Annotated in this window: 24 protein-coding genes, 2 riboswitches and 1 other annotated feature (1 of these 27 only partly in view); of the genes, 22 read left to right on the top strand and 2 right to left on the bottom strand. The window is 32.9% G+C overall.

Annotated elements, in window-relative coordinates; all coding sequences use genetic code 11:
• Positions 1-54: 54 nt before the first annotated feature.
• Positions 55-429, top strand: coding sequence for a DUF2188 domain-containing protein (locus RH915_RS07245; RefSeq protein ID WP_310478942.1), 375 nt, complete (start codon positions 55-57; stop codon positions 427-429).
• Between the two features lie 42 nt (positions 430-471).
• Here the strand turns inward: RH915_RS07245 and RH915_RS07250 are convergent, their stop codons facing one another.
• Positions 472-1,977, bottom strand: coding sequence for a GerMN domain-containing protein (locus RH915_RS07250; protein ID WP_310478943.1), 1,506 nt, complete (start codon positions 1,975-1,977; stop codon positions 472-474).
• 224 nt (positions 1,978-2,201) lie between these two features.
• Between RH915_RS07250 and RH915_RS07255 the strand changes: the two genes are divergently transcribed.
• From RH915_RS07255 to RH915_RS07300, 10 genes are all read left to right on the top strand, one after another.
• Complete coding sequence (locus RH915_RS07255; protein ID WP_310478944.1) at positions 2,202-2,768, top strand: class I SAM-dependent methyltransferase; 567 nt, start codon at positions 2,202-2,204, stop codon at positions 2,766-2,768.
• A gap of 421 nt (positions 2,769-3,189) precedes the next feature.
• Entirely contained in the window at positions 3,190-3,564 is a 375-nt protein-coding gene (locus RH915_RS07260; protein WP_310478945.1) for a hypothetical protein, read from the top strand.
• A 131-nt stretch (positions 3,565-3,695) separates the two neighbouring features.
• A complete protein-coding gene (locus RH915_RS07265) occupies positions 3,696-4,385 on the top strand; it encodes a response regulator transcription factor (protein ID WP_310478947.1) in 690 nt (229 codons plus the stop codon).
• A 1-nt stretch (position 4,386) separates the two neighbouring features.
• A complete protein-coding gene (locus RH915_RS07270; RefSeq protein WP_310478948.1) occupies positions 4,387-5,832 on the top strand; it encodes a sensor histidine kinase in 1,446 nt (481 codons plus the stop codon).
• Positions 5,833-5,983: 151 nt separating this feature from the next.
• The gene (locus RH915_RS07275) at positions 5,984-6,127 is read left to right on the top strand and encodes a hypothetical protein (protein ID WP_310478950.1); all 144 of its coding nucleotides are present in this window, start codon (positions 5,984-5,986) and stop codon (positions 6,125-6,127) included.
• A gap of 17 nt (positions 6,128-6,144) precedes the next feature.
• Positions 6,145-8,625 (top strand): heavy metal translocating P-type ATPase, encoded by a 2,481-nt coding sequence (locus RH915_RS07280; RefSeq protein ID WP_310478953.1) that lies wholly within the window; start codon positions 6,145-6,147, stop codon positions 8,623-8,625.
• 97 nt (positions 8,626-8,722) lie between these two features.
• A complete protein-coding gene (locus tag RH915_RS07285; protein ID WP_310478955.1) occupies positions 8,723-9,217 on the top strand; it encodes a hypothetical protein in 495 nt (164 codons plus the stop codon).
• A gap of 427 nt (positions 9,218-9,644) precedes the next feature.
• Positions 9,645-10,796, top strand: coding sequence for a YibE/F family protein (locus RH915_RS07290; protein WP_310478957.1), 1,152 nt, complete (start codon positions 9,645-9,647; stop codon positions 10,794-10,796).
• A 115-nt stretch (positions 10,797-10,911) separates the two neighbouring features.
• Positions 10,912-11,088, top strand: coding sequence for a MarR family transcriptional regulator (locus RH915_RS07295; protein WP_310478958.1), 177 nt, complete (start codon positions 10,912-10,914; stop codon positions 11,086-11,088).
• A gap of 141 nt (positions 11,089-11,229) precedes the next feature.
• On the top strand, positions 11,230-11,610 hold the full coding sequence (locus RH915_RS07300) for a hypothetical protein (protein ID WP_310478960.1): 381 nt from the start codon (positions 11,230-11,232) through the stop codon (positions 11,608-11,610).
• A gap of 53 nt (positions 11,611-11,663) precedes the next feature.
• On the opposite strand, the gene RH915_RS07305 is transcribed toward RH915_RS07300, so the two are convergent.
• Entirely contained in the window at positions 11,664-13,322 is a 1,659-nt protein-coding gene (locus RH915_RS07305) for a GGDEF domain-containing response regulator (protein WP_310478962.1), read from the bottom strand.
• 187 nt (positions 13,323-13,509) lie between these two features.
• Between RH915_RS07305 and RH915_RS07310 the strand changes: the two genes are divergently transcribed.
• The 11 genes from RH915_RS07310 to RH915_RS07360 all read left to right on the top strand — a co-directional run bounded on the left by RH915_RS07310 (position 13,510) and on the right by RH915_RS07360 (position 25,177).
• Positions 13,510-14,136, top strand: coding sequence for a CYTH domain-containing protein (locus tag RH915_RS07310; protein WP_310478964.1), 627 nt, complete (start codon positions 13,510-13,512; stop codon positions 14,134-14,136).
• Between the two features lie 204 nt (positions 14,137-14,340).
• Positions 14,341-14,427, top strand: a riboswitch (glycine riboswitch).
• A 74-nt stretch (positions 14,428-14,501) separates the two neighbouring features.
• A complete protein-coding gene (locus RH915_RS07315; protein WP_310478966.1) occupies positions 14,502-15,539 on the top strand; it encodes a PTS sugar transporter subunit IIC in 1,038 nt (345 codons plus the stop codon).
• A 21-nt stretch (positions 15,540-15,560) separates the two neighbouring features.
• Positions 15,561-16,400 carry a motility protein A gene (locus tag RH915_RS07320; protein ID WP_310478968.1) on the top strand — a complete coding sequence of 280 codons (840 nt, stop codon included), beginning with the start codon at positions 15,561-15,563 and terminating at the stop codon, positions 16,398-16,400.
• Between the two features lie 4 nt (positions 16,401-16,404).
• Positions 16,405-17,109, top strand: a complete 705-nt coding sequence (locus tag RH915_RS07325; RefSeq protein WP_310478970.1) for an OmpA/MotB family protein — start codon at positions 16,405-16,407, stop codon at positions 17,107-17,109.
• A gap of 129 nt (positions 17,110-17,238) precedes the next feature.
• Complete coding sequence (locus RH915_RS07330) at positions 17,239-17,985, top strand: ParA family protein (protein ID WP_310478972.1); 747 nt, start codon at positions 17,239-17,241, stop codon at positions 17,983-17,985.
• Entirely contained in the window at positions 17,978-18,730 is a 753-nt protein-coding gene (locus tag RH915_RS07335) for a hypothetical protein (protein WP_310478974.1), read from the top strand. The genes RH915_RS07330 and RH915_RS07335 overlap by 8 nt, the downstream gene beginning before the upstream one ends.
• 303 nt (positions 18,731-19,033) lie before the next feature.
• A riboswitch (cobalamin riboswitch) is annotated at positions 19,034-19,214 on the top strand.
• A 132-nt stretch (positions 19,215-19,346) separates the two neighbouring features.
• Positions 19,347-20,903 carry a DUF4430 domain-containing protein gene (locus RH915_RS07340; protein ID WP_310478976.1) on the top strand — a complete coding sequence of 519 codons (1,557 nt, stop codon included), beginning with the start codon at positions 19,347-19,349 and terminating at the stop codon, positions 20,901-20,903.
• A gap of 13 nt (positions 20,904-20,916) precedes the next feature.
• Positions 20,917-21,867, top strand: coding sequence for a DUF4430 domain-containing protein (locus RH915_RS07345; protein WP_310478978.1), 951 nt, complete (start codon positions 20,917-20,919; stop codon positions 21,865-21,867).
• Positions 21,867-22,778, top strand: a complete 912-nt coding sequence (locus RH915_RS07350; protein ID WP_310478979.1) for an energy-coupling factor transporter transmembrane component T — start codon at positions 21,867-21,869, stop codon at positions 22,776-22,778. The genes RH915_RS07345 and RH915_RS07350 overlap by 1 nt, the downstream gene beginning before the upstream one ends.
• The gene (locus RH915_RS07355) at positions 22,751-24,400 is read left to right on the top strand and encodes an ABC transporter ATP-binding protein (protein ID WP_310478980.1); all 1,650 of its coding nucleotides are present in this window, start codon (positions 22,751-22,753) and stop codon (positions 24,398-24,400) included. The genes RH915_RS07350 and RH915_RS07355 overlap by 28 nt, the downstream gene beginning before the upstream one ends.
• A 144-nt stretch (positions 24,401-24,544) precedes the next feature.
• Positions 24,545-25,177 (top strand): ECF transporter S component, encoded by a 633-nt coding sequence (locus tag RH915_RS07360; protein WP_310478981.1) that lies wholly within the window; start codon positions 24,545-24,547, stop codon positions 25,175-25,177.
• Between the two features lie 293 nt (positions 25,178-25,470).
• Positions 25,471-25,620, top strand: a binding site (T-box leader); it runs 56 nt beyond the window's last position.

Consider the following 25,620-nt stretch of genomic DNA (forward strand, 5'->3'; position numbering starts at 1 on the left):
GATTAAATAAGAGACATTTTAGCAAATTAAAAAAACGAAAGGACGTGATGTTTCATGGCATGGGATAAAAATAATTATCCAGATGCACTAAAAAATTTGGAAGAAAAGGTAAGGGATAAAGCAATTGAAATTGCAAATAGCTTAGTAGAAGAAGGTTATGGGGAAGGTAATGCAGTTCCTATTGCGATCGCTCAGGCAAAGAGATGGGCAGGGGTTGAGGAACAAAAACTTTCTAAACATACTGAAGATGACATGCATTTGATCCCCCATCGAGATGGTTGGGCGATAAAAAAGGAAAATGCGGATCGGGCAAGTCATATTCTTGAAACAAAAAAAGAAGCGGAAGACAAAGCTAGAGAAATCGTTGGGAAAAAACATGTTAATATTATTATCCATAGATCGGATGGTACCATAGAAAGAACACTTTAATATAAGAAAGGATCAGTCAAAAATTTGACTGATCCTTTCGTCTTAATGGATAGTATTAGGACTAAGGGGATTTGATATTTCAATATGTCCCATAAGGGTTTCTTGTTTAGACCCATCTACAAGTATTTGTACCTGATCAACCTCTGGCAGTTGCGTTAAGGTTAAAATAATTTGAGCTATTACTGCGGATTCTTGTAGGGAACTTCCGGTTAAGTTTTTATTTGCAATATTTACTGTTGCAAGCTTATTTGTTGTTTCTACGTCAATTATTTCTATATCTTCTAAAGTGGTAACTAGACTATTGTTCCAAGGCTGCTTCTTTAGGTCTGCAAGAATAACTGCTTCAATGGAATAAGCGCCGCGAGAATAGGTTCTACGTATTGTGGACATCTTTGGTAATTTTTCATTTCCAGTTTCCAGATATTCTTTATTCATGTAATACATATTTATATCAAATAATTCAATCGGATTTTCTGTAGCTGTAACAGTTAAGTCCTTTCTAGTTAAAGGATTTTGGATATTGATGTGCCCCATTAAAGTTTCTCTTTTATTGCCATCAACTAATATTTGCACACTGTTGACGTTAGAAAGTTCCGTTAAGGTATATACTATTTGGGTAATAATCAATCTTTCATCTAATGAAGCCCCCTCAAGATTTTTACTAGAGATATTTACGTTGGCTATTTTATTTGATGCGTTAGCGTTTAAAATTTCTAAATTTGACATAGTAGTTATTCCATTTGATGGATGTTTTCTTAGTTCATTTAATAATGCTAGTTCAATAGATTTAGTACCAGGGTTTAGGGCTTTTTTAACCGAGACTGTCTTTTCTAAACTTTCATCTCCTGTAGAAACATACTTTTCATTAATATAATATAGGGTTACATTCTGTTTTTGTTCGGTAGTACTTGCTGGTTTAGTCGGTTGTTTTGGCTGGGTTGGTTGTTTTGGTTCAGACGGCTGTGACATTTCTGTAGTGGTGTCAATTGTTTTTGACTGATCTAACATAATATTTTCTTTGCTTAAAGGTTTTGAGGTATCAAAGTGTCCCATGAGGGATGCTTGTTTATTCCCATTTACTAAAAATTGTACTTTATCAATATGATTTAATTCAATTAATGATAAAACGATTTGAGTGATACCGGATGTTTCTTCTAAAGAGCCACCATGTAGGTTTGTGCTATCAATATCCACATGGGCGGTATTATCTTTTATCGTGACACCTAAAAATGTAAAGTTATCAATTACTGTAACTAAAGTGTTATCTTCGGGTTGTTTTTGAAGTTCAGTTAAGATTACTTCTTCGATTGGACGATTATCCAAATTGATTTCTTTTTCAACTGGGGTAGTTATACCTTGACTTAAATCCCCACTCTGAAGATATGATTTTTTTACATAGTGTAGAGAAACGCTACTTAATTGATTTTCTTCTGGCGTGTGATCATGATTTGGTTCCTCTGGATAAGGTTTAGGATTACCTACTTCACAGGCGATTATGGATATCATCATTGTAAAAATTAATAAACATAAACCTAATTTTTTTAACATTTTAATTTCTCCCTTCAAAATTTTTTATTTGTTTGATTATAGTATAGGATAGTAGTTTTAAAACTGAATGAAGAAATGTAAAGAACTTTTAAAGAAAGCTTTAACAATTTATGAGGAAAAAAATACGCCCTGTAAATACTTAAACAACAGTACCCTAAGTATAAAAAAGTTTAAAGGGTTAAAACTTCTGATATAAGTGTGAAAATATTAGGAGTTGAGATGAAATGGGAAATGAATATAAAATGTTTCTTAAAAATTTTATACATGAGCCAAAGTCTGTGGGATCAGTAACGCCTAGTTCAAGACTTTTATGTAAAAGTATGTTAAAAGAAATGGATTTTAAAAGCGCTGATTGTATTGTAGAATATGGTGCAGGAACAGGTGTATTTACAAAAGAGATTATAAAAAGAAAAAAGAAAAGCGCATTATTTATGACCTTTGAGTTGAATGAAGAACTATACAAAAGTTTAAAAAAGTTTGAATCAAAGGAGAACAATACGTGGGTGATTAACGATAGTGCTGAGTTTGTTAAACATTATTTAAGAGAAAAAGGGAAAGAACAAATAGATTTTGTTATATCTGGTCTACCTTTTACTGTATTACCCAAAGATATGGGACATAGAATTATGTACCATACTTTTGACCTGCTTAGTAAAGAAGGAGAATTTAGAACTTTTCAATACTCTTTAAATCACTTGAAAGTCCTTAGAGAGCTGTACCCTTCGGTTAAGTTAGACTTTCAGCTATTTAATATTCCACCAGCTTTTATTTATAAGTGTAGAAAAACTTGAGGAAATTGCATAACTAAATTTAGTCGAATAAATATAAAAATATACCTTCCCTGCTTCGAATTTGTTGACTTGTTTGGTATGGAGAATATAATGATACAAGTCAACAAATGAGGCGCGACCTCAGGTAACATTCATATAGTAAGAAAATAGTATTTTCTTGCTATATGAATAGGGGTTGTAGGGGATGAAATCCCCTACCCGTACTCAGGAAGGTGCTCAGACAGCTTTGCTGTTGTCGAAGGAAACCTAGGGTTTCCTAGCGAAAGCGACCTTAGTCGCTATTTTGTATATTTATTCTATATAAACCTTTAATGATGTAACTTTGCAATTTCCTGACTTATTTAAAAATCTTCATAATTTCTACAAAGTCTTTTACTATAATGAATTTACAATCATTATTAAATAAAAGGAGGACAAAAAGATGAAAAAAAGATATATACTAACGTTGGGAGTAGTGATCGCAGCATTAGGGGTTGGGACTGTAGCTTATGCCCAAGATAGTGACACTAACTTTTTAGGGAGAGGAAACAGAGGTTTTTATAATCATTGTTTTGAAGATGATTATATGCAAGATCGCTTAAGAGAAAATGGCTATGATGAAATGGCAGAGATTATGGAGAATGGTGATATTGAAGGAATGCGAGATTATATGATCAATATGACCGATGAAGAATTTGAAAGTATGCAAGAATTTATGAGAGAAGAAGGTTATGGAAGACGAGGTTTTATGCCAGGTAGAATGATGGGTGGCAGAAGAGGTAATTTTAATACTAGAGGAAGAATGATGGGTTTCTAGTCAATGAACTAGGGTATAATGTTCAGTATAAATAAATATACTGGACATTTTTATTTAATTTAAAAGTTACAAAGGGTTAATTTGAATGATAAATATTAAATGTTTTTTCTCTAATAAGAAGGGGTGGGTTGATGGACCAAGAACTTAAAGTGTTAGTTGTAGAGGATGAAAATCATATTTCTGATGTAATAAAAGCTTATTTAGAAAAAGAGGGTTATCAAGTTACTTTAGCTACTAATGGAAAAGAGGCTTTGAAAGAAATTGAGCAGTCTACAGTGAATTTTGTTATCTTAGATTTAATGCTTCCTGATTTGTCTGGAGAAGAAGTGTGTCAAAAAATCCGGTTACAATCACAGGTACCTATTTTAATGCTTACGGCAAAAGTTGCGGAAGAAGATCGAGTTTATGGTTTGAACATAGGTGCGGATGATTATCTAGTTAAACCTTTTAGTCCTAAAGAACTTATTGCAAGGGTAAAAGCAATTTTACGTCGGCATAGAAATGAAGGAATTATTGCCAATATTATTTCTTTTAACAATAAAGATTTAAAAATTCATATAGATCGTAGGGAAGTGTTTAAACAAGAAAAATTAGTAGAATTGACTAATACAGAATTTAAGATACTTGCTTTGTTAGCACAAAATCCTGGGAAGGTTTTTAGTCGTGAAGAACTAGTAACAAAAATACTAGGTTATGATTATGAAGGGTATGAGCGTACGATTGATACCCATATTAAAAACATTAGACAAAAAACGGAGAGTAAAGAAAGAAAATATATTGTAACTGTATATGGTGCAGGATATAAGTTTGTAGGTGAATAAATTGTTATTAAAATTAAGAACTCGATTGGTTTTATTTATTGTTGGTGGTGCGATTATAACAATCGTATTAATTAGTGTTTTGATTAATATGAGGTTATTTACAGAATTTGATCAGTATATGATTCAAGAACATGACAATAAAGTACAGCATTTAATTGAGATGATAGAACAGGTTTATAAAGTTAATGACGGATGGGAAGCTGGTGCACTTAAAAATATTGAGTTATCAGCCTATATTGATGAATTTGATATTACAATAAGAGACCGGAATGAAAATGTTTTAATGGAGAAAAATATGCCCACTGATACCCTTAGAGAGCATCAATGGATGATGGGGCGAATAGGAAGACATAGGTTCTTTGGAAATTGGCATAGAAGAAGGCATCCTCACCATCATTTAAGACCAGAACAATTGCGGGAAGAAAATTATGTTATTGATCAATATGCACTTATAGCTGATGATCAGATTATTGGCAGACTTGAGTTAGGGCATATAGGACCCTTTGCAATAACTGAAAGAGAGCTTGCATTTACCAGCGGGATTAACTATACAATTTTTTATGCAGCTGTTATATCCATATTTGTAGCCATTCTAATAGGATTTGGAATAACAAATCGTTTTTCAAGGCCTATTATAGAAATGACTGAAGTTGCTAATGACATGAAAAAAGGTAAATGGGATAAGAAAGTTGCAACATCCAACAATACTTTAGAGCTTCAACAGTTATCCCAATCCATTAATCATCTGTCAAGTTCTTTAAGAGAGCAAGAGCAACTTAGAAAACGGTTGACTTCTGATATATCCCATGAACTGAGAACACCCTTAACTATTTTACAAAGCCATGTTGAAGCAATGCGGGATGGGGTATGGGAGCCATCAAAAGAAAAGTTAGATGTTTGTAAAAATGAGGTGGTTCGTTTAATTAAGTTAGTTGATGAGTTAAAGCACTTAAATCATATTGAAAGTCATGAACTAAAACTAGATTTAGAACATTATAATTTATCAAAGGATTTAAACGAGGTTATGCAAGGATTTCAAAGTCAAATAAAGGAAAAATCCCTAGAATTGAAAGTAGATATTAGAAGTGATATTACAATTCAAGCAGATCGAAATAAAGTTAGGCAAATTGTTATTAATCTCCTTTCTAATGCATTAAAATATACACCGGAAAAGGGCAAGATAGATATTGAATTACAAGAAGCAAAAGAAAATATAATTATAACAATTAAAGATACAGGTATTGGAATAGAACAAAAGGATATCCCTTATATTTTTGAACGGATGTACAGAGGGGATCTATCAAGAAATAGGAAAACAGGGGGGACTGGTATAGGGTTATCAATTTCCAAGCGTCTTGTAGAGGCCCATGGAGGTAGTATATCAGTGACTAGTACCCATAGAAAAGGAACCACATTTAAGGTGATTTTACCTAAAAATAAATCTTAAGCATAAAGCAGCTATTGGGTGAATAGTACAATAGCTGCTTTATTTCGTTCCTTGACAATTATACCTATAGGGGGTATCATATACTACATAGGGGTATATAAAAGATTATAATTCCTCTTAAAAGGGTAAATATAAGTGAGGAGGAAAAATGATGACTGATATTCTGTTTGTTGTATTTGTAGCAGCTTGGATTATGTTTTTAATGCGAAGAGGCGGTTGTTGTGGTAAATCATCCAGTGACGCTAACAATTCAAGTTGTTGTTCAATAGAGGATCAAAATAAAAAAGATAACTAACGAACGGAGGGAGACTAGTGGGTAACGAAAACAAAACAAATAAAACGACTTTTAATATAGAGGGTATGTCCTGTAGCAGTTGTGCTTTAAATATTGAAAAGAAGCTAAACAAAACCGAAGGTGTGAAACAAGCAAATATCAATTTCGCTGCAGAGAAAGCACAAGTTGAATATGATAAAGATAAAGTAAACCTTGATCAGTTAACAGATATCTTACAGGATTTAGGATATGGTGCAAAGGTAGAAAGTGAAGCAAATAAAATAGAAAAGGTTACATTAAAGTTAAAGGGGATGACTTGTAGTTCCTGTGCAAACAATGTTGAGAAAACCTTAAACAAAATGGAGGGTATTGTACAAGCCAACGTTAATTTAGCCGTAGAAAAAGTGAGCGTAGAATATGATCCTGCAAAAATTAGGTTAATTGATATGAAAAGAAAAGTTTCAGGAATCGGATTTGACTTAATGATAGATGAGGAATCGGATCAACAAGAGGTTGACGAAGATGAAGTAAAGGTACAAAAGGCAAAGAAAACGATGCTAACATCCGTAGCATTCACTACTGCAATTATGGGATTAATGATTGTGCATATGTTCATAACACCAGTTCCATTTTATTTACCAATTGTTGCGGTGCTAGGTATTCCGATTATATTTGGTACTGGGTTGCCAGTGCATAAAGCGAGTTTTAAAGCGCTAAAAAACAAGAGTCCGAATATGGATGTGTTGGTTTCTTTAGGCTCATTACCGCCATACTTAATTGGTTTATTAGGATTGTTTTTACCAATCCAAACTTTTATAGAGATGGCAACGACTATTATGTCATTCCATTTAGTTGGTAAGTATTTAGAGGTAAAAGCAAAAGGAAGAGCATCTCAAGCAATTAAAAAGTTGATTCAAATGGGAGCAAAAACGGCTAAAATTATAATTGACGGAGAAGAAGTTGAAGTACCTGTAAAAGATCTACAGGTGGGAGATATTATGGTTGTAAGGCCTGGGGAAAAGATTCCTACAGATGGTGTGGTTGTTGATGGATCAAGTTTGGTTGATGAATCAATGGCTACTGGGGAGTCTATGCCGGTTAAACGAGAAAAAGACCATGAGGTAATAGGTGCCACATTAAACAAGCAAGGATTATTAAAAATTAAAGTATCGAAGGTAGGTAAAGATACCTTCTTATCTCAGGTTATAAAGATGGTAGAAGAATGTCAAGGGTCAAAGGTTCCAATACAGGAGTTTGCAGATCGTATAACTGGATACTTTGTACCAATTATTATGGTCCTTACCTTAGGTACATTTATATCTTTTAATGTCTTTCCAGATTTTCATCATAGTATTATGGCTTGGGGAGCCAATTATCTTCCTTGGGTTAATCCAGACATGACACCCCTAACAACAGCTTTTGTTACAGCAACAGCAGTACTAGTTATTGCTTGTCCATGTGCACTTGGGTTAGGAACACCTACAGCACTTATGGTTGGTAGTGGTATTGGTGCAGAAAAAGGAATTTTGATTAGAAATGGTGAAGCGGTTCAAACCTTTAAAGATATCAAAGCAATTGCCTTTGATAAAACAGGTACAATTACTAAAGGAAAACCTGAAGTCACTGACATTTCCCTTGGGGATGAAGTAGATGAAAAAACTTTATTATACTTTGCTGGGACAATTGAGGAAGCATCGGAGCATCCATTGGCCCACTCCATTATTGAAAAAGCAAAAAGTGTAGGGATTAAATTTGGTGAGGTAAAAGAATTTAATGCAATTGTAGGGAAAGGTGTTATTGGTAACATTGATGGCCATAAAGTGCTTGTTGGTAATCGAAAATTAATGGAAGAAAATCAAGTGGATTATGCATCCTTTGAGAAATCTTTAGTTAATCTTGAAGAAGAAGCAAAAACCGCTATGATGGTTGCTAAGGATGATGTGTTAATAGGGATTATTGCAGTAGCAGATCCAATTAAAGAAGAGTCGATAGAAGCAATTCTTGAGCTTGAAAAAATGGGAATTAAAACTGCAATGATCACAGGGGACAATAAACGAACTGCCCTAGCAATTGGTAAAAAAGTTGGAATTAGTCACGTTATATCAGAGGTCCTTCCAGATGGTAAGGTAGATGAGGTTGTAAGACTCCAAAACCAATATGATACCGTTGCAATGGTTGGAGATGGTATAAACGATGCACCAGCGCTTAAACAGTCAAATGTAGGGATTGCTATTGGTACAGGAACGGATATTGCAATTGAAGCCGCTGACGTAACCTTAGTTAGAGGAGATTTAGGAGGTATTATTTCAGCGATTAAGCTTTCTAAAGCAACCTTTAGAAAAATTAAAGAAAATTATTTCTGGGCATGGTTTTACAATGCCATTGCAATACCAGTGGCAATGCTAGGGTTGCTACATCCAATGATTGGTGCTGCAGCCATGTCAATTAGTTCATTAAACGTTGTTTATAATTCCTTAAGATTAAAGAAAGTGAATATAGAGCCTCAGTATAAGTCATAGTATAAAGTTCCATAAAAACAAAGTTTTTATGGAACTTTATTAAATTATTCCCGTCTAAAATAATAAAGAAACAAATTTATAAGAAAGGGATGATTATATGATATTAAAAAAATCGAAATTCAGTGTTATATTTATTGTATTTGCGCTAGTGTTAATGATGTTTCAAACCGTTGCTTATGCAGATGAACGAGACACTCCTGTATCTAGTGATGAAGTAAAAGAAGGAGAACTACTAATTTTACCTGAAGATGATGAGAATGTGGTAGAAGGAAGAGAAAAAGATATCATTGAGCGTGAAAATCCACAAGAAGACGCTATTGTAGATGATGGAGAATACAATATTATATCCACCGATGAAGTGGTTGGAGAGGATATAGAAATTGGTGAGGGTGAAGCAAAAATTGTTTCAGTTGATACTGAAGAAAATGTCGTGGGTGATGATATTGAGACTGGTGAAGACGAAGCTAGTATCATCTCAATGCCTGAAGAAGAGGAAGAAGAGGACTCTGAGGCTGGGGGATATACATTATACATTGTTATAGGAGCGATTGTTATTTTAGGAGCCATATTATTTACAAAAATAAAAAAATAGATTTTACTTAGACCATGGTTTATAACCATGGTCTTTTTATGTAGTGAGACACGATGAATTGTCATCCTGAGCCTGTGGAAGAAACGTTTAAAATCGAGATTCTTCACTGCCGTTCATAAGCAGATGACCGAAGAGAAGTTTCGTGTCAGTCGCTTACGCAGAGTGCAAGCAGATGACCGAAGAGAAGTTTCGTGTCAGTCGCTTACACAGAGGGGAATGACAAGCAATGTCATCCTGAGTTCGCGAAGGATCTCGGTTTTGACTTTTGACTTGTTATTATTATTGGATATTGTAAAACTTTTCATCGACATTATTGGACAAAAACCTATCTTAATGACTGTAAATAGGGAACAGAGTAGTGTATAATATATTTATATGTGCAAATATTACTGTAATATATTTATGGTCACTAGAAAGGAGTCAACTAATGAGGAAAAGAATTGGATTATTTCTTATACTAACAATATTAATGAGCTTGGCTATGTCTTATACTGCTATGGGGCAGGATGTAGATTATGAACAGGTTATAGAAAAGGCGAAAGTCTTGAGTGTGCAGCCAACCTCAGGAGATACAGATTTAGATATTTTAGGTAGTGACTTTTTTCAAGAAACAATGATTGTTACAGTTGAAATTTTATCCGGTGAATATAAAGGAAGACAGGTAGAAACGGTACATGCCCTTACCGGTGATATCGGCTACGATGTACCTGTTGAAGCAGGAAACAATGTTCTAGTAGCAATTGACGAGCGTGGCGGTAATGAAATAGATGCTCATATAGCAGAATATGCTAGAGAAGGCTATATAAAAATTGTATTAGCAATTTTTGTAGCCCTATTATTGATAATTGGTGGTTTGAAAGGGTTAAAGACCCTACTGACACTTGCACTAACCGTCGGTCTTATTTTGAAGGTGTTACTACCAGGGTTACTTGCTGGTTACAGTCCAATTTTATTAACTGTTGGTATATCTATCGTAATAACGGTTATTACAATTACTGTAGTAGGTGGGTTGAACCGCAAAAGTTTAGCTGCTATTATAGGTGTTTTTTGTAGTGTTTTAGTTTCTGGAATAATTGCGTATGTAGTGGGAACAAATGCAAGATTAACAGGATTATCTTCTCAAGAAGCGATGATGCTAATGTATATCCCACAAGAAGTTGAGTTTAACTTTAATGGACTACTATTTGCTGGTATTATTATGGGTGCTTTAGGAGCAATCATGGATGTTGGTATGTCAATTGCTTCTGCAATTGAAGAGGTAAGATCTGCAAATCCTACATTGACTACAAAAGAATTGGTTTTATCAGGGATGAATGTAGGAAAAGATATTATGGGGACAATGGCAAATACACTAATTTTAGCTTATGCTGGTAGTACAATCCCACTATTATTATTATTCACAGCCTATCAAGAATCTTTAATGAGTATTATAAATATGGATTTAATTGCTACAGAGATTATACGAGCTTTAGCCGGAAGTATTGGTTTGGTACTATGCGTACCGATTACAGCTGTGCTTACAGGTTTGTTAATCAATAAAAATAAAGCTAAAGACAAAATAAATGCAGATGTGGAATAAAACACAAAAAATGTGAATAAATGACTGTCTAAAATTTAATTTTGTGGATATAAAATTATTGTGGCTTTTATTAGCTGCTAGAACTTAAAGTACGTATCAGAGAGGATGGTCATTTTTGAATAATGAGGAATTGGTTTTAAAGACATTAAGTGAGTCAGCTGATCCGATGAAATCTGCTGAGATTGCAGAAAAAGCAGGGATAGAAAAAGCTGAGGTTGATAAAGCAATAAAGAAACTAAAAAAAGAGGAGAAAGTATTTTCTCCAAAAAGGTGTTATTATAAGGAAAACTAGATGAAATACTAAATACCCTTCAAATTTTAAAAGGGTATTTTTGTATTCGTTTAGAAATAATATATAAATCTATGTAGAATTTTGTTTTGCTAGTTAGACAAGAGGGAATATATTAAATATATTGAAGAAAGGAGAATGAATATGGTTAATAAATACATTAAATATGTTTCTATTGCAATTTTAGGAGTGACTGCTTTATTACTTGTTTTATTTGGACTTATGGACTTCAAAGTAATTAACCCTGAATTTACAAATACTAAACAGGTGGCAGGGATACTAGGTGCATTATTTTTTGCTATTACTTTTTTACTTATTTTAATTAAATATTTAACCCAAAGAGAAACAAAAATTTCTTTTGCTATTCCTTTCATATGCGGTTTGGGGTTCTTTAATATTTATTATGACTTTAAATTATTAAATGTTGGTATTACCATTCTTTCTGCTATTGTAATTTTTGACTATTTATACACTATACTAAAAAATGAAGATGTTTTTGAAAGTACAGAAGATGAAAAAGAATAGAAGATAATGTTAAAGGGAATGCGTAGCATTCCCTTTAGATTTAAAATATAAAACTATTGTAATAGTCGTCTTACTCGCTGTTCAAGATCCTGTAACGAAAATGGTTTTTTAACAAAGTCATTAATACCTAAATTAAGATATTGATTTATTTCTTGATCATCTATTTTAGATGAAGAAATGATTACTTTCATATCATCATTTTCACGAAGTATATCTCCTAAAAGATCTTTATTTTCAAAATCTGAGTGGGAAACATCGAAAAGTAATAGGTCAGGATTATATTGTTCAAGTTTCCCAAATAGTTTTTCTTTATCCGGAGCAAATTGTACATGGTAACCTAATGTAGATAATCGGGACTTCACTAAATTGCCCACTATGCTAGTTTCTTCAGCAATTAGTACTTTTTTATTATTTCCAATAGGTTTGGTGTCAGATTGATTTAGGGTTGTTTGGCCTCTGCCGGACTCCTTTGATTTATAAAGTGCTTTGTCCGCTTTGTCAAGAATGGTTTCCATATCATCATTGTTCTCCTGAATCATACTAATGCCAGCGCTAAAGGAGATATTTATAGAAAGATCTTTGTTATCAAAGGTGAAGGTTTTATTTTCAATATGCTCTCGAATTCTTTCAAGTACCATATATGCGTCCTCTTGAAGGGTATCTTTAAAAAGGATTAAAAACTCATCGCCACCAAAACGATAAAGTTCATCCGAATCTCTAATTCGGTCTTTAATCTCTTGTGCAAAGCCTTTTAGAACATAGTCTCCTATAATATGGCCAAAAGTATCATTTACTTTTTTAAAATGGTCAATGTCTAAAAATGCAATAGAGAAATGAGAACCCTTTTCCACGAATCGTTTACGTTCTTCCTCGAATCGACGTTTAAAAAACTTACGAGTGTATGCGCCGGTCAAAGAATCTTCTATAACTGACTTTTGCAAATTCCCTTTTTTAAGAATACTTTCAACATTGGCGATAACTTCTTGTTCTTGGAATGGTTTCGTGATATAACCATCTACGCCTGCTTTTAAAGCTTTAATTTTGTCCTCCATTTTAGTATTAGCAGTTAAGAAGATAACTGCAATATCTGGTTTTTCACTTTTAATTTCACTATAAACTTCAAAACCATTTTTCTCGGGCATAATCAAATCTAAAAGCACGATATCTATTGCATTTTCTTTAATAATTTCAAGAACCTCAGTAGATTTTGAAGAAACAAGGACATGGTAGCCTTCTTTTCTAAAGATTTTTTCTAGGATAGCTAATAATAATAAATCATCATCTACTAATAAAATCGTTCCTGAATATGTCATATTTGTATACTCTTGAACCCAACTGGATTTTTCCCAATCACCATTTGTAGGCTGAGGAAAATCATGGAATTTTCGTGATGAGTAATGCATGGTCTCATTAATCTCTTTATTGATTTTTGAAAGTGTTAATAATAGGTCGTAGGCCATAGGACTATTTCTATTAAAGTTTGTATCGAGGGTATCTACTAAACTAATAAGTTCATCACAAAGGTTAGTTAACCTTGCGATTCCTAGTCCAGATGCTGTTTTATATATTGTATTTAATTGTTGTTTTATTTCGTTCAAAAAGTTTACATCACCATAAAGAGTGAAATCAAGAAGGTTTGACAAAATTTCCGAAAAAACCTCATGAACGTCACTATTGTATGTATTATTCTTCGTTGTATTCGTTGTGTTCATATTCTATCATCCACCAATAAAAATATTTTATTTAATCATACTATAAAACGATTTTAATTTCATTAGAAAAATGTTATATTTACAAAAAAATAATTTTTATGGCAATAATTTATATTAATTGCAGTACAGGCTTAACAATCAGTTGTTTTTTATATTTTAGAAAGTATAAGGAAGAGAGGTTATGTAAATGAAACAAGAAAATGAAGTGGAAATAAAGTTAACATTGCCAAAAATGAGTTTAGTAGAATTAATTTTAAAAGATTCTTTTGTATTATATTATGCGGAATCAAATTTAGTACAAGAACAGGATTTTGAAGCAATATATTTAGATTCAGTACATGGAAAACTTCAAAAATCAGGGTATGCTTACCGCATAAGAAAAGAAGACCAACGTTGGGTTGCTACTGTAAAAACAAGAGGGGTATCTAAGGACGGTTTGCATGAAAGACGAGAGTATAATGTTAATATTAACGAGCCGATACCACGACTAGATTATTTTGTGGATCATGGAATTGATATAGATCTGAAGAATGCTTTAGGTGATCATAGTTTAATTGAATTGTTTCGTACGATATTTACAAGAAAAACAATAGATTTAAATATAGGAAAAACACTTATTGAGCTTGCAATAGATATCGGAGAAATAGTAGCAGGGGATAAAAGAGAACCCATTGCAGAAGTAGAGTTAGAACTTAAGTCTGGTGAGATAGAAGATTTGCTTAAGGTGAGTGAGCGATTAATTAATAAATATGGTCTGGTTAAAGAAGATAAAAGCAAATTTTATAGAGGACTTCTGTTAACAGGTAATATATAGTAGTGATTGAAAATGAAGAAGTTATATTTTATAATTAAATAAACTGATTAATTAAATTGATTTACTGGCTAATATAATTAAATTTATAACTTAATATTGGTGGATGAAGATCATTGGAGAAATCCTTTTAAGGATTACCGTAGAAGAAAAAAAACTAGTACGCTCAACTAGTTTTTGAAGCTTTCAGGTTCCAGTACAATGGTCCAACACAACCCTGGAGAGATCCGTAAGGACATCGACGAAGCAACCAATAATGGGAAACTTTCAGATAAAAAGGACAGGGAGTAAAAAGCATTTGTTAATGATGCTTTTTACTCCTTGTCCTTTTTGGTTTTTAAAATGAATAATAAAAGGGGGAATTTAAAGTGGAAATTTTAAAAGGAATGAGTCTGCTTGTACTAATATTGATATTATTTTCTGGATTTAGTCTTAAGGCACCAAAGGGTAGTAAAGCAATGTCGGGATTGGCTGGGGCAGCCGTAGCGACATTTTTAATAGAAGCCATCCATAAGTATATAAATGGTGACTTTTTAAACTTAACTTTTTTAGGTGAGGTAGGAAACGTAGCAGGTAGTATGGGAGGCGTAGCGGCAACTATTCTAGTAGCATTAAACATGGGAACTAACCCGATATTTGCAGTAACTGCTGGGGCTGCATTAGGTGGATTTGGAATATTACCAGGATTTATTGCGGGGTACTTTGTTGGATTAATCAGTCCAATTTTAGAAAAAAAACTGCCAAAGGGGTTAGATATAATTGTTGGTGCGCTTTTAATTGCTCCATTTGCAAGATTAGTGGCTTTTACAATAGATCCTTTGGTTAATGCGACGCTAGTTAATATCGGTGGAATGATTTCATTAGCTGCAGAGCAGTCACCATATTTAATGGGATTTCTTCTTGGAGGAATAATTAAAGTCATGTGTACTTCGCCGCTTAGCTCAATGGCTTTAACAGCTATGCTAGCTTTACAAGGACCTGCTATGGGTATAGCTGCTATAGCTTGTGTTGGTGGGTCTTTTACAAATGGGATTCTTTTCAAAAGATTAAAACTTGGGGATTCTAGTAATGTAATCGCTGTAATGTTAGAACCTTTAACACAAGCAGACATTATTACTGCCAATCCTGTTCCGGTTTATTCTAGCAACTTCTTAGGTGGTGGGTTAGCTGGCATTGCGGCAGCATACTTTGGAATTATTAATAATGCACCTGGAACAGCATCACCTATTCCAGGAATGTTAGCGCCTTTTGGTTTTAATCCGCCATTAAATGTGTTGGGGGCAATTGTTTTTGCAGTTGCAGGAGGAATAATAGGTGGTTTAATTGGGAGTTACGTATTTGGAAACAATAAACTAAAGAAGGATAACAATAAGCCTTTAGAATATGATACAATTATGCCAAAGTAAATTCTAACGGAGGCAACAAAAATGAAACTTAATTTTAATCGTGAAAAAATAAAAATATCTATTATTATTTTGTGTGTTATTGTACTGATACATGGATTAATCGGAGGCATATCCTTAAAAGCACTATTGAATGTAACAGCGCTACAAATTATTTTTACGGGACTTTTTATTGCATGTCTTATAGGATTCCCATTAGAAGTATTGATCGATACTTTTAAAATGATAAAAGCAAGTCTAACAAAAAAAATGGACTATAGCGCTGTTGTTTTTAGGGTATACAACTTAGCGGTCAAAGTAAAGCGGGAAGGTGTACTCTCGATTGAAGGGGATATTCAAAACGAAAAGAATATTTTTCTAAGAGATGCAATGGTTCTATTAAATGATTATAAAAAGCCTGAAGTTATTTCAGATATACTAGATAAAGATATGGAAGCTAGAAAAGCAAATTTGTATAAATCATACAATGTGATAAAAATGATTGCCTACGTAGCACCATCCCTAGGGCTAATAGGCACACTAGTGGGGTTAATTGGCCTGCTCGGCAGCATCGATCAACCATATTTAATAATGGATAATATGGCATCAGCTTTAGTAAGTACACTGTATGGTAGTATGATTGCAAGTTTTGTTGCTATGCCACTAATGGTAAGAATGCAAAATTATATAGATAAAATTTTGTTACAGTACGAAATTATAACGGAAGGTGTATTATTAATTGCAAAAAATGATACAGCACGGAATGTTTTTGACAAAATGAATGTTATGTTAAAGGAAGAAGAGCGATTATTATATCCAGGTAAAAAAAGAGGGACGATTGAGACAATAGAATCAGAAACATTTGGTGACTTTTTAAGGGGTTAATGATATGGAGCAGAAAAAAGATAAAAAAAATTATAAGCTAGAGTTATCAAATAATTGGATTATTACTTATAGTGATATGATTACTATAGTTTTATGTTTTTTTATTATATTCTTTGTCTTAACAGCAGAAGAAAATAGTGTGCTGTCCCAAGTGAAGAATACTTTAGCAAATGAAGTTGATGACTTATCGGATAAAGTTGATGAATTAAGTTCGGAGAATGAAGAACTATCGCAGAAGTTATTCGGTTTAACAAATATTGAAGAAGATATGAATCAGTCAAGCGAGGAGTTTATTCTTTTTCTAAGAGAGAATGATTTAATAGATAGTGTGAAAATAGAACAAAATGAAAGAGGCCTTTTAATTCGATTTGAAGATAATATACTTTTTTCAAGTGGAAAAGCATATATTTCTAATGAGGGCTTAAAGGTATTAGATAAAATTGGGGATAAGCTTAATAAGATAGATAATAACGTGATTATTGAAGGGTACACAGATAATATTCCAATGAATACACCTATATATCCGTCGAATTGGGAACTTTCTGCTGCAAGAGCCATAAATGTTGCTAGATACTTTATAGAGCATAAAGATGTGTCTGAAAATAGACTATCTATTAGTGGTTATGGGGAGCAAAATCCAATAGATACAAATAAGACACCGGAAGGTAGATCTAGAAATAGAAGAATAGAAATAACAATAGTAAACTAGTGTTAATTCCACTATATAATATTTTCTATTAATTTTAAAATATATACAATTAGGACTATGCAATTAAACGTTAAATTAATTATAGAATCGGGGTATTGTCTTAACTAATTTGTCATGGGGGTAGATTAAATGAGAACAATAAGTATCTATAATATAAAGGGTGGAGTTGCAAAAACCACAACAACTGTCAGTTTGGCAGCGATACTAGCTTCTAAGGAAAAACGGGTGTTATTAGTAGATAATGCACCACAGGCAAATGCCACTAGTGGATTTGGTCTATATGCCACTGAGTCCCCTTGTATTCAAGAGGTTATGTTGAAAGAAGCTGAAATAGAAGATGTTATACTAGAAACAAATGTTAAAAACGTACATATTGTACCTAGTAATATAAGGTATATTACAGCAGAAACAAAAATTGGAGAAAATCCAACGCTGTTAGCCCAAGCCCTAGACAAAGTTAAGGATAACTATGATTATTGCTTAATAGATAACGACCCTGCAATTAATATAATAACGACGAATGCACTAGTTGCAAGTAACGATATAATTATACCAATACGTATTGATAAATATGCCCTTGATGGATTTTCCTATCTACTTGATACAATCTCAGACATACAAGAAAAACATAATCCAAGTTTAAAAATATTAGGTGTTTTGTTAACACAATTTGAAACAAATGCAAAAGTTATGAAATCAATGAGAAAGCAGTTAAAGGAGAAACTAGGAAATCTTTTATTTAACACAGCTATAAGAAAAAATGCAAAATTTATAGAAGCACCATTTTTTTGCAAAACGATACTAGAATACGATTCCAATAGTACAGGTGTCAAAGATTATGAATCTCTTACTGAGGAGGTATGTTCACGTGTCTAAGGATGATTTTAATTTGGATTTTAACACTGATTTTCTAAATAATCTTGCAGAAAGAGCTAAAAAGGTAAATAAACAAGATGGAGATCTAATAAGAAATCGAGAATTAAAAGCAAAACTTGAGCTTGAACTTGAAAAAATTAAGATAGAGAAAGAAAAAGTAGAACTTGCTCTGGATAAGTTAATGACACAAAAAGAAAAAGCAGAAGTTGAAACGGAAAAAATTGCTTTGGAGATGGAGAATAAGAGACTTCAAAGAGATAATCTTTTAACTGAAGTTGAGACAAAAGCGACAGAAAGAGATGCGTTAAGTAAAGAAGTTACTGAACATACCGAGAGTGTTACATCCTTAAAAAACCAAAAAGAAAACTTACAAGCTGAACTTGATAGCTTAAAGACAGTGCTAAGTGAGACTCGAGCAGAAACAGAGAAAAATGAAATGCTTATTTCTGATCTAACGAAACAGGTTGATGAATTAACAAAAGAGAAGTTAGCTTTAACGGAAACAAAATTGGACCTTCAAACTTTCATAAGCGATACAAACGCAGAACATGAAGAGTTGATTTTAACGATAGAAAAACTAAGGGAAGAAAAAGAAGAACTGACGACTTCAACAGAAAAATTAAAATCAGAACAAAGTGAATTAAAAACGTCTGTGGTAATGTTAAAAGAAGAATATCAAAATATTATGCATGAGATGCAAGATAAAAAAAGTCTTAAAGAACGTTTTAAACTTAGAGGATTTTAGTATAGAAAAAATGCACGCAAAGAAGCGTGCATTTTTTTATTTTCATAAACTTAAATAATTGAGGAAATTGCATAATGAAATTTAGTAGAATAAATATGAAAAATATACCTTCCCTGCTTCGAATTTGTCGACTTGTCTTTTCGCTATAAATTCAATGATACAAGTCAACAAATGAGGCGCCACCTCAGGTAACATTTTTGAAATTTATTCTATGAAAACCTTTAATAATGTAATTATACAATTTGATTAAGTGACATATCACTGGATTAAAACATTAAAGTTGTGATAAAATAATAGTTACAATTTAAAAAGACTGTAATAGGTGTTCTGAGAAGAATGAAAAGGGAAAGAGGTGTAAATCCTCTGCAACCCCCGTTACTGTAATGATGATGAAAGCCATAAATACCACTGAAGGCTACTTCGGGAAGGGATGGCGAGTAAAATGATTCAAAGCCAGGAGACCTGCCTATTATATAAAAATTTCTCTCGGTGGGAGGGGATCAAGCTAAAAAGTTGGCAATGCCAAAATAATAGGACGTAATATATTTGTGTCTAAATGCTAGAGATCTTCCAGAGAAGGTCTTTTTTTATTGAATATTATTTTGGAGGTAAATAAATGATTAGAATTTCAGACTTAATAAGAAGAAAGAATTGGGTACTAACGCTAAGTGTTATTATACTAGTTAGTGTGCTTATCACTGGATGTACTGGGGGTACTTCAGGTAATAAAGCATCACTTTCAGAGCAGGAATTATTAGAGGATAAAATTGATGAGATTTTAAGCTATTATAAAGAAAACAGAAATGAATTAGAATCCTGGTGGGATGTTGTCGCATTAGCAAGTGTTAAAGAGGACATAACACAAGATCAATGGACATTACCAAAGTGGGATATTAGTAATCAAATGAATGCTGCGGAACATGCCGGCTATATCCTTGCTAAATTAGCCTTAAGTCAAAATCCTTACAACATAGGAGGCATTAATTTAGTTGATTCACTAAGTGATTTACAGGATGATGAGGGTAGTTTTGGAGATATCAATAGCCACATGTGGTCAATGATTGCCCTAGATACTGCTCAGGCAAATTATAATAAAGAAATAGCCCTACAATATTTAATTTCTCAACAATTAGATGACGGTGGATTTGCCTTTTCTGGAAATAGTGGCGATATAGATATGACTGCTATGGCTTTGATAGCCTTTGCACCTTATAGCCACGACAGTGTGATCGAAGAAAGGATTAATAAGGCAATAGATTTCTTAAAAGTCAATCAGCTAGAAGACGGAGGTTTTTCATCCTGGGGCAGTGAAAACGCCAATAGTACAGCTGTTGTTTTATCTGCTTTAATTGCAGTGGATGAAGATGTATATGGTGAAGCATGGGTTAAGGAAAAAGGGAGCATTGTTGATGCCCTTATTAATTATCAAACGGAAGAAGGTGCAATATCCTTTTTGAAAGATCCATTAGAGCCAAATATAATGGCAACGAACCAAGCACTACTTGCCCTAGGGGAAGTAAAAACAGGAATAACATTATGGGATAGAATTAAGCCTTATGGTGGAGTAGAAAATACAGATCAAGCTTATGTAACAATAAGAATAGAGGGGCCTCAAGAAACAGTTTTTGAAAAAAGCAGCATAAATCTTTGGGACGAAGAAGACATTACGGCGTTGGCAGTTGTTGTTGATGTTCTTGAGCGTGCTGAAATACCGTATGAGTTAGCTGAATCTGAGTGGGGTACATATATACAAGAAATTAATGGTGTTAGTGATGCTTGGGTATATAAGGTGAATGGGGAGTTAGCCTCGGTTGGTGTAGATAGCTATATTGTTAATAATCAAGATGTATTAGTTTTTTACTATGGCCAATTTCCTCCAGATACCCTAATACCAGAAGTGGAGATAATCTCAGACTTGGCTAAAGGTCAAGAGATTGCATTACATGTTAAATCAACTTATTTTGATTGGGAAAATGAGATCGAAAAAGAAATAAATATAGAAAATGCGCAAGTTGTATTTAACGGTGAAAAATATTATACAGATGGTGAAGGCATGGTGAAGCTGTCAGGTACTACAGTCGCTGGGACATATTATATAAATGTCAGTAAAGATAATGCTGATCGTTACCCTAGTATTGTAAGAACAAAAGCTATTCCGCTTGTAATCGAATAAGGTGTGTGAGTGCATGAAAATGAAAAATAACCAGTTTTTAATAGGAGCTTTATTACTACTTGTTTTAGTTGTCGGTTGTTCTAAAAATGTTGAACCTCAAAATGGAGAAATAAGAGTGCATGTTACAAAAAACTACGGTGAAGAAGTGGTTTTTTCTGAGAAGGTTCCATTAATGGGAAGAAACCAAACGGTTTTAGATGTTATTGATGATCATCTTAATATAGAAACAGGTTATGGCGGAGCCTTTATTATTGATATCAATGATACAGCAAAAGATTTAAAAAATCCAAGGGGATATGACTGGTTTTTTTATGTAAATGGTGGGATGTCAAATATAGGTGCTGGTAGTTATTTTCTTAAGTCAGGGGATGATATATGGTGGGATTACCGCCCTTGGAAAGATGCAGCCGCAGTTTCTTCAGTGATTGGTCAATACCCTCAACCTTTTGTTAGTAGTTATCGTAACAATAAAGTTGAAACGTTGATTTTATATGGGGATCATGAAGAAAAAGATGCTTTAGATTTGTCTACAATGTTGAAGGACAAAGACATCAGTGTTATCACAGACATCTATAATAAAATGAAAATAGAGCAAAGGACCAATCCAACTATTGTTCTTGCAACTTGGGATCAACTAAGTGGAGATGAATTCTGGGAAGGAATACAAAAAAATTGGCATAGAGTTGGATGGTTTGTTGAAATAAATAATCAAGGACTCTACTCTTTAAGTCCTTCAGGAAACAAAGGAAAAATAATGTACGAGAACTTTGCTTTAATTACAGCAATTGGAACTGGAACCGGGGATGATTTCCCCCTTTGGTTAGTGACTGCTTCTGATTCAATAAATCTTTCTAACGCGGTGAAAATGATTGAAGAACAAGATCCTTTGAGTTTGAGTACTAGTGTCTTAATAAAGGATGATGAGGTTGTAAGGCTACCTTATATAAATGGAGAGAGAAAATAATGTATTATTGCAAAGAAAAAAATAATTTTTTTCAAGGATTACATCCTTTAACATTAACGATCTATTATTTAACGATGTTAATTGGCGCTTTAGTATTTCAGCATCCTTTCCAATTACTGATTTTACTAGGAGTTATAGCAATTAATTTTTATAATATTAAATCAACAAAGATTTGGCTAAGTAGTGCTAAGTTTATATTTATTATGTTTTTTATAACTACTGTTGTTAATGTTGTTTTTAATGATTTAGGTGGAACACGATTATATATTAGTCCATCTATTCCTGTATTGGGAATCGTAATTGTATCATTAGAAAATATTATATTTAGTTTGATAGTAGGATTAAGGCTTTTAATTATTTACGGCCTTTTTATGCTTTATAATATAACAGTCAATCCAGACAAAGCACTAAGCTTATGGGCAAGGGTTATGCCTAATTCTTCATTATTGATTTCATTGACAACAAAAACGTTACCATCACTTAAAGCACGACTACAAAGAATAAAAGAGATACAGCAAGTAAGAGGGGTTGATTATAATGAAGGAAGCCTTCTTAAAAAAATAGTACAACGGATAGCTTTAATAAAAATACTATTATATTCTGCATTAGAAGATAGTTTTAATATTGGACAAAGTATTCAAGGACGAGCATATGGAATCGGAAAACGTAGTTGTTATCATAATATGAAACTGTATTCTAAGGATTGGATTATTTTATCAACAACTTTTGCAACTGTTCTGTTTATGCTCTACCTTGTGGTTACCCAAACCCTATCTTTTCAAATTTATCCTAGAACAACAGTATTAATTAATAGTCCATCAGAGATAAAGATTTTATTTGGGTTGGTTTTGCTTTTACTATTTCCTCAATTATTAGGCTGGAGGTGTTCAAAATCGGAGGATTCTCAGTAGAAAATTTAACATACATGTACCCCGATGAAAATAATCCGGCTTTGGATCATGTAAACCTTAATATAGGAGAAGGATCCTTTACCCTTGTTATGGGGAGCTCTGGAAGTGGAAAGTCTACACTTTTATTAGCTTTGGCAAATCTTCTTCCTGATTATTATGGTGGAAGGATTAAAGGAAAGATTAAATATGATCATAAAAATTTAAGTGATTGGGATAAGAAAGAAATCGCAGCTAAAATTGCATATGTCTTTCAAGATCCTGAACAACAAATTGTTATGACAACAGTGGAGCAAGAGATTGCCTTTGGGTTAGAAAATTTAGGCATTGAAAAAAGTGAGATGAAACGGCGAATTACTGAAGTGCTTACTCTATTGAACTTAACAAAGCTTAGACATGAAAATGTTTTTAATTTATCCGGTGGAGAGAAACAAAAACTTGTTATTGCCGCATTATTAGCTATGCAGCCAAAGGTACTCTTATTAGATGAACCGACCTCACAGTTAGATCCACTAATGGCGGATGAAATTATGAGTTTTATATATCGGTTAAATAAGGAATGGGGAATTACTGTTGTTTTGATTGAACAGAGAATTGATCGATGTTTTCATCTAGCAGATCAAGTACTACTTATGGATAAAAGTAAGGTTAAATACTTTGGAAAAATGGATCATCTCGTTTATAAAGATTTAGGTGAATCTACTGCTTTTTTACCTCCAATTACTCAAATATTTAAAGCTGTTGACTTAGATGAAGTACCTTCAACAGTAAGTAAAGCTAGAGAGATATTGTCAAAAAAAACAGTTAAAAAAGAAGCCCACATATTTCACAGAGAAAAAAATTATAAACAACGTATATTAGAAATAAATAATTTAAGTTTTCATTATCCAAATAGAAAAGATAGTTTGAAGAACATTAATTTAAATTTGTCTAAAACACAAATTACCGTGTTAGTTGGAGAAAACGGTGCAGGCAAGTCCACACTTTTCAAAAACATAATTGGCGTACTGATGCCACAAAAAGGGAAAATTATGTCCCAGAATGTCAATTTATTAGAACAAAACATTCAAAATAGGAGTAAGCTTATTGGTTTTCTTTCTCAGAATCCTAATGATTATTTATTTAATGAAACAGTATACGATGAAGTGGGATTTACTTTAGACAAAAAACTACCCAATCGAAGAGTAAAAATAGAAGGTGTATTAAAGACACTAGATCTTCTAAAATCGAAAGACTGTTTTCCAAGAGATCTATCCGGTGGTGAAAGACAGCGGGTAGCCCTTGCATCTGTCCTTGTGACAAACCCTGAAATAATATTATTGGATGAACCTACAAGAGGATTAGATCCGTTATTAAAAAAGCAGTTAGGAGAATCTTTAGTAGCATACAAACAGCAAGGTAAAAGTGTATTTTTAATTACCCATGACATTGAGTTTGCAACGGAAATAGCTGATCGTGTGATTATGATGTCAAACGGTGAAATAATAGCAGATGATACCCCAGACAATATTTTAACTAAATCTCTGTATTATACTTCTCAGGTAAATCGGTTGTTTAGGGATTATAGCCAGCAGGCACTTAGGTTAGAAGAAGGGAAGAAATTTTTACACAGCTTATTAAGATGAGGAAATTGCATAATTAAATTAAAGGAATTAATACAAAATATATACCTTCTCTACTTTAAATTAGGCAACTTGATTTGGTATTAAAATTAAATAATACAAATCAATAAGTGAGTAGAGTTTTAGGTGCTAGGAAAGAGGAATTTTATGATCAACAACTATTGGTCAACTATTAGTTTAGTGATGGTTATTTTTGTAATCCTCTCTTTTTATATATATTATGAAAAAAAGAGAGGATCATCAAAAGAATTGGCATTAATTGCTACAATGGCAGGGTTTGCTGCAATTAGTCGTATTCCTTTTGCAGTTATCCCAGCAGCACAACCCACATCATTTATTGTACTAATTACAGGCTATGTTTTTGGTAGTCAAGCAGGCTTTATGGTAGGATCTTTAGCTGCCTTTTCCTCAAATATATTTTTAGGTCATGGACCTTGGACACCATGGCAAATGATTGCATGGGGATGTGTAGGATTAACAGGAGGATTGATTAGATTAATTAAAACGAAACAAGTTTACATGATATTAGTAATAGTAGCTATTGGTTGGGGTTTTTTTTATGGTTGGATTATGAATCTTTGGAATTGGTTGGCTTTTGTTTATCCATTAAACTTAGATACATTTATTGCAATTAATTTAAGTAGTCTTTCCTTTGATGTGATCCATGCACTATGTAACGGGATATTTATGTGGGTGATGGGAAAGGATTTGATCGTAATTTTAAAAAGATTTAGTAGAAGATTGTATGTACAGTATGAGACCGACTTAGAAAAGTCTTAACAATAGTTATATTGCTAAAGTTAGATAGGATATGTAGAAAGAAAAAGTAAGTAGCATAAATGCTATTTCTAAACATATTATTATAACTAATTGCTAATTCTGGTGTATTCGGTATAATATTTTAATCTAGAAATACTTTAAGCAACGCTGAAATTTCTACAAGATTAAAGAAATTTCAGCAAAATTTAAAAAAGTTTTCAGAATTATTTAATTTATGATTGACAAAAAAATAATCTCGTAGTAGGATATACATTAATATTAAAAACATTTATATTTTTTAGAAAATTAAAAATCTAAATGCTATGAAAGAGAAAAGTAAACAGCTTACAGTTATAGAGAGCCAATGGTTGGTGGAAATTGGTACTGAACACTGTTGAATCCGCTCTGAAGCAGATGGGAATAAAAGCCTATCCGGTAGGAAACCGTTATTTTCAATGAGGCTA

Origin of the sequence: Serpentinicella sp. ANB-PHB4 (assembly GCF_031432315.1) — a bacterium.
GTDB lineage: Bacteria > Bacillota > Clostridia > Peptostreptococcales > Natronincolaceae > Serpentinicella.